This window comes from Vibrio fujianensis (genome assembly GCF_002749895.1).
Classification (GTDB): Bacteria; Pseudomonadota; Gammaproteobacteria; order Enterobacterales; family Vibrionaceae; genus Vibrio; species Vibrio fujianensis.
Window position 1 is genome coordinate 299346 of sequence record NZ_NBUS01000042.1, and the last position, 6219, is coordinate 305564.

At 44.7% G+C, this 6219-nt stretch carries 4 protein-coding genes, 1 tRNA gene and 1 pseudogene; 4 read left to right on the forward strand and 2 right to left on the reverse strand.

From position 1 onward, the window contains the following. A pseudogene (locus B7C60_RS20090) lies at window positions 1-115 on the reverse strand (FlgO family outer membrane protein); the annotation flags it as partial. 160 nt (window positions 116-275) lie between these two features. Between B7C60_RS20090 and B7C60_RS10415 the strand changes: the two are divergent. The 3 genes from B7C60_RS10415 to B7C60_RS10425 all read left to right on the forward strand — a co-directional run bounded on the left by B7C60_RS10415 (window position 276) and on the right by B7C60_RS10425 (window position 2204). Beyond that, entirely contained in the window at window positions 276-1409 is a 1134-nt protein-coding gene (locus B7C60_RS10415; protein WP_099611590.1) for a flagellar assembly protein FlgT, read from the forward strand. A 54-nt stretch (window positions 1410-1463) separates the two neighbouring features. Further along, window positions 1464-1540 (forward strand) — tRNA-Arg (locus B7C60_RS10420). 157 nt (window positions 1541-1697) lie between these two features. Then, window positions 1698-2204: a Fe3+-citrate ABC transporter substrate-binding protein gene (locus B7C60_RS10425; RefSeq protein ID WP_099611591.1), complete on the forward strand. Its 507-nt coding sequence runs from the start codon at window positions 1698-1700 to the stop codon at window positions 2202-2204. A gap of 109 nt (window positions 2205-2313) precedes the next feature. Here B7C60_RS10425 and gltX read toward each other — a convergent pair whose 3' ends face one another. Then, window positions 2314-3738 carry a glutamate--tRNA ligase gene (gene gltX, locus B7C60_RS10430; RefSeq protein WP_099611592.1) on the reverse strand — a complete coding sequence of 475 codons (1425 nt, stop codon included), beginning with the start codon at window positions 3736-3738 and terminating at the stop codon, window positions 2314-2316. Between the two features lie 167 nt (window positions 3739-3905). Between gltX and B7C60_RS10435 the strand changes: the two genes are divergently transcribed. Further along, the coding region (locus B7C60_RS10435; protein WP_245869159.1) for a heavy metal translocating P-type ATPase at window positions 3906-6219 on the forward strand (2314 nt) is incomplete at its 3' end.

The following is a 6219-nucleotide window of genomic DNA, read 5'->3' on the forward strand; positions in this document are numbered from 1 at the left end:
GGCTTTCCATGAGCATAAATTGTGAACCATTGTATGGCTCTTTGCCGTTATAAATCGGGGCATAGGCACAGGCAGTTAAAAAAACTACGGGCACTAAGGTCAGCCATTTTTTCATTCTCTTCATCTCCAGATAGACTAAGGCTAACGTCCCATTTGTTCCTATTAGCAAAACTGGAACGCTCTTTGCTTTTCTTTATTAGCTTTCGCTTCAGAAACGCATACCTACATCGGTTAATATTTGTAAAGCAAATTTTGTACCTAACTGGCAAATTATCATGAAAAAAAATATATATTCTTTCGTTTCAATTGTTTTTATGTACTTTTGGGTACCAAGCAGTCAAGCGGCCTGGTATGAAGTGACCGGCACCGCTACGGTTGTTTCTTCAGAAGAGACGGCAAGATTGCATGCTCTCGAAGATGCCATCTATAAAGCGGTCAACTTTGCTGGAGCTGATATTGGTAGCATTAGTGCATTAATGCCGCTATTGGAGACTGATCGTCAAGAATATTTATTTAATAACCATGAAATTCGGTATATTTCGATAGAAAGTCGAAAAGTTCGTCGTAATGTGATGAAAATTGTCGCCAGAATAGATATTTATCCATCGGCAAAGGCTTGCCATACAAACCAATATAAGAAAACCGTTCTAGTCGGTAATATTGATCTTGCCTCTCCACAACAAGCCGTTATGGGACAAATTTATCAGTTAGGTGACGATTTTGCCGATGTCCTTGATAGACAAATCTCGCAAGAAGCCCACAGTTTTATCTCGGTGGGAACCACAGATTATGACATTGACCCTCGTAATCCAACTCGAATAAAAATGATTGCACAAGATCTTGGCGCTCACTATATCATCGGGGGATCAATTACCGATCTAACCTCCACCATTGAACAAAAGTTATTGCGCGATGATGTCATCAACCGACAATTTGCTTTAGAACTACGAGTCTTTGATGGTAAGACGGGACACGAGATCACGAAAAAAAATTATCGCGAGGTTTCTAGCTGGCCATTTGCCAAAACCAGTAATACCGATACACGTAGTGCGCGCTTTTGGGCTTCGACCTACGGACAGATGCTACTAAGAGTGAGCCGTAATATCATGCTCGATCTAGAAGCCGATCTTTCTTGTAAAATAACACTACCAGAGGTTGTTGCAAAATATGGCAATACCATCAGTATGGATTTAGGTCGAATTCATGGCGTACAAGAAGGTGATAAATTACAACTTTGGCATACGGGAGCTTTTATTGATCAAAATGGGCTTCCACGTAATAAAGTGACCCAAAGTGATATTACTTTAACCGTTACCCGAGTTTACGAAAAAGACGCTGAATTAACGGTCGATCAACCAGAACTGGCTTCTAGCATCCAAATTGGCGATGTAATGCACAAACAGTTATAAACACGACCAGAAAGCATGATCTCACCGGAATAATTGAGTAAGATATCACTCTTCGCTCCCGTGGCACAGCAGGATAGCGCGGCCCCCTCCTAAGGGGCAGGTCACAGGTTCGAATCCTGTCGGGAGCGCCATACTTACCAAATGGGTTAACCTATAACTGCGTTAACCCATTTTCGCACAATTCTGACACGCTTCTGATGTACTATACTCTTATTGTTTTAGACTAATGTCTCTGTACCGATTACTATTGCCACTCAGTTATTAACAAAACACTCTATAGCGATAGGTATGAAAAAAAGTAACCTAGAAACGAATACTGGCCATCGCTTTATCTCAAAAGCGAAAACTGCTTACAAAATTCATATTCATACGCCCGATGATGCCGTTTTGCATCGGTCAGTCGGTTATATTCGTATCGGAGAAAAAAAAGGCTTAAAAAAAGCGATTAAGCTACGTAATGAGCTAGGTCGTGAAATGTGGGGAAAATTTTGGCGGCAAATTCTTAAAGATCCTTATTTAATGACTCGGCTTCCTCATAGCTTGGAACCAAAGATTATTTATAAGCCTCGCCCGACCAAAGAAAACCCTGATTATCGTGACGCTTGTTATATTGCCGCCTGGCGTAGTTACGATAACGCTGGGAACTGTGCATTTAAAAGCGTCGTTTGCTCCATTAAAAGGCACGGAAAACTAGCGGCCTATACAAAAACCAAAAAAGCATTACTAGATGCCCATAAAGACTATCTCGATATTCTTATCTATATGGGACGTTTAAATAGCATTGATTTAAAATAGACAAGCAATGCTACTGGTTACCAATAAAATAAAAAAGCTCACTAAAGTGGGCTTTTTTATTTCGAGAAAACCGTAGCCATCGCTACGGTTTCAATGAGGAAAAGCGAAATTATGCGTTCGCTTCGCGCTCAGTAATAAAAGCCAATGCCATTTGAATACGTTTCACTACACGCTCTTTACCGATCAAATGCATAACAGCATCAACCGAAGGTGATTGACCACCACCAGTCACCGCGACTCGCAACGGCATCCCAATTTTGCCCATACCAATCTCTAGCTCTTGACAAACCTCAGCAATCACTTGATGGAGCTTTTCAACACTCCACTCCGTTAGCGCTTCAATTTTGCTTAAAGCTAGCGCAAGTGGCTCTTTAGCAACGCCACGTAAATGTTTTTTCGCAGCATTAGCCTCAAATTCATTAAAGTCTTGATAGAAATAACGAGATTGTTCGGCAAGTTCAACTAAGGTATGGCAACGCTCGCCAACCAAACGAACGATATCGGCCAAGGCTGGGCCTTGGTTTTTATCAATGCCTTGCTGAGTAAAGTGCCACTCAAGGTGCTTTGCCACATACTCAGGATCAGACGTTTTGATGTAGTGGTTATTTAGCCATAACAATTTATCGGTATTAAAGGCAGATGCGGATTTAGATATCGCATTTAAACTAAAGAGGTTGACCATCTCTTCGCGAGTAAAGATTTCTTGATCGCCATGCCCCCAACCTAAGCGCACAAGATAGTTGATTAAAGCTTCAGGGAGATAGCCTTCATCACGATACTGCATCACAGAAACCGCACCATGACGTTTAGACAATTTAGCCCCATCATCGCCTAAGATCATCGCACAATGGGCGAAAGTAGGAACCGTCGCCCCCATTGCTTTATAGATATTAATCTGACGAGGAGTATTATTGATATGATCTTCACCGCGAATCACGTGTGTAATACCCATATCAACATCATCGACCACAACACAAAAGTTATAGGTTGGTGAACCGTCTGTCCGGCGAATGATTAAGTCATCGAGTTGATCATTACGAATTTCAATCCGGCCTCGTATTTGATCATCAAACACCACGCTACCATTTTTCGGGTTACGGAAACGAATCACGCAAGGATCGCCCTCTTTAGCCGCAGCATTCACAGCTTGAATTTTAGGGTGATTTGCATCATAGCGAGGAATTTCTTTATTCGCTTCTTGCTCTGCGCGAATTTCATCCAGCAGCTCTTTTGAGGCATAACATTTGTAGGCTTTGTCTTCCGCTAACAATTGGTCAACCACTTCGTTATAACGATCAAAGCGTTTGGTTTGGTAATAAGGCCCCTCATCCCACTCTAGACCAAGCCACGTCATTCCCTCAAGAATGGCATCAACCGCAGCCTGAGTTGAACGTTCTAAATCGGTATCTTCAATGCGTAGCACAAATTCACCACCTTGGCTTTTCGCATATAACCAAGAATAAAGAGCTGTACGCGCCCCGCCTACGTGTAGATAACCTGTTGGGCTAGGAGCAAAACGAGTTTTAACCGTCATTATTTATTACCTTTTTCTGAAACTTCAGCCGAATAGTTGGCATGAGCGAAATTTTGTGCGCCATTCTATCACTCCCATTGCATAGACCCAAGAAACTTCCAGAAACTCGCTTGACCTTACCGCTAGGTTAAGGTTTATCCTTACCTCAATATTTCGGAGGAATGACCATGAACCACTATGCTTTACCGTTATCTGGGCTGAATTGCATGGGATGTGCCCGTAAGCTTGAGCGTCAACTAGAGAGTGACTTTACGGTTCAAATCCATTCGCTATCGCCCACATTTATTGAATTGGATACAGAAGTTTCACTTGATAATGTCGTGGATAGCATTGAATCGTTAGGCTATCAAACCGCCCAACCTACACACTTTTACTTAGCTGGTCTTAACTGTGGTAAGTGCGTCAAGAAACTCACCACAGCGCTGAGCCAAGAGCCACGGATTGCTCGGTTGGATATCACAAAGACAACGCTCAGCTTAGTCACGACACTCTCTAACGCAGAGGTTATCGACAAGGTGCAGCACGTTGGCTATCAGGCAAGATTGCAATCCAAGGATAAGGGTACAGTGGAAGCTGAACTCAACTCGGCACAACAGGTATCACCACTCACCACATCGCATATTGAAGCTCAACCAGACATTAGTAAGGTCAGCGACCATTTACTGATTCAGGGGATGACTTGTGCCAGTTGTGTCGCTTCGGTGGAAAAGGCATTAATGTCTGTCTCCGGTGTCCAAAAAGCTCAAGTCAATTTAGCCGAGCAAAGCGCACTCGTCATCAGTGAGCACCCGCTTACCGAACAACTGTTAGCCGCAGTGAAACAAGCGGGCTATCAGGCAGAAGCCATTGACGATCCCAATCAGCAACAAGCGAAACAGCAATTACAATTAGCCGCTTCGCAACGTGAGCATAAACGCAGCGCTATTCTGGGTTTACTGCTGGGTGCTCCACTGATGGCTTGGGGAGTCTTGGGTGGCAGCATGATGATTACAAGCAGCAAAGACCAAATTGGTTGGGGTATCGTTGGGCTTACCTGTCTCGCTCTGCTCGCCAGTGCCGGACGCAGCTTTTATGTCAATGCTTGGCAAGCCTTAACTCATCGCCGAGCCACCATGGATACTTTAGTCGCCTTAGGTACCGGCTCTGCTTGGTTTTACTCCATGTTAGTGGTGAGCTTTCCTCACTGGTTCCCGATGGCGGCGCGTCATGTTTACTTTGAAGCTTCTGCCATGATTATTGGGCTTATCTCTCTCGGTCACTATATTGAAGCCAAAGCAAAAGCCAGAACCACGCAATCACTGCAAGCATTAATCAATTTACAGCCACAACAAGCCACCCAAGTGACCGAAAACGGTGAGCGGATCATTGCGGTAGCAGACATCTCTCAAGGAATGACTTTACGTATCAAACCGGGAGAAAAAGCCCCAGTTGATGGCATGGTGTTAGAGGGGGACTCATACGTAGATGAAGCGATGCTGACCGGAGAGCCGCTGCCGGTTCATAAGCAAATCGGAGACTCGGTATCCGCAGGCACCATCAACCAAGACGGCAGCTTATTGATCCAAGCGACAGGTATTGGTTCACAAACCATGCTAGCTCGTATCATTCAAATGGTTCGCCAAGCACAAAGCAGTAAACCGGCCATTGCCAAATTAGCTGACCAGATCTCTGCGGTCTTTGTGCCGGTGGTGGTCGCCATTGCGCTCTTTTCTGCCGCCATGTGGTTTTGGTTCGGCCCGGACCCTAAAGCCAGTTATATGCTGGTGGTTGCCACCACTGTACTAATCATTGCTTGCCCGTGTGCGCTTGGTTTAGCCACTCCACTATCGGTGACCGTTGGCGTAGGTAAAGCCGCAGAAATGGGCATTTTGATTCGTGACGCTAACGTTTTACAATCGGCCAGTAACATTGATACGGTCGTCTTTGATAAAACCGGCACATTAACCCAAGGCAAACCGAGCGTACAAGAGTTGCTCTGCCTTGAAGGGGATGAATCCACCTTATTGAGCCTCGCCTTTGGACTAGAGCAACACTCCGAACATCCATTAGCTAAAGCAATTTGTGATTATGCCAAGCTGCAGCAAGTGAGTGCAGCCCCAATTGAGCAATTTGAAAATCAACGCGGTAAGGGGATAAAAGCCCAGTATCAAGGGGATGAGATAGTCATTGGCTCTTTACCTCACATGCACTCTCTCGCCGTTGATCTCACCATCGCGCAGCAAGCCATCGACACTTTTGCTAAACAAGCGTGGACACCGGTAGCCATTGCGCGCAATAATCGCTTAATCGGGTTGATTGCGATTGCCGATCCTATAAAAGGCAGCGCCGTTAAAGCCGTTCGAGCACTCAACGAAATGGGTATTCATAGCGTTATGTTGACGGGTGACCAGCAAAGTGTTGCCGATGCGATAGCCAAACAGTTAGGCATTGCTCAAGTGATCGCTCAAGTGTTACCCGATCAAAAAGCGCAACATATTCAAG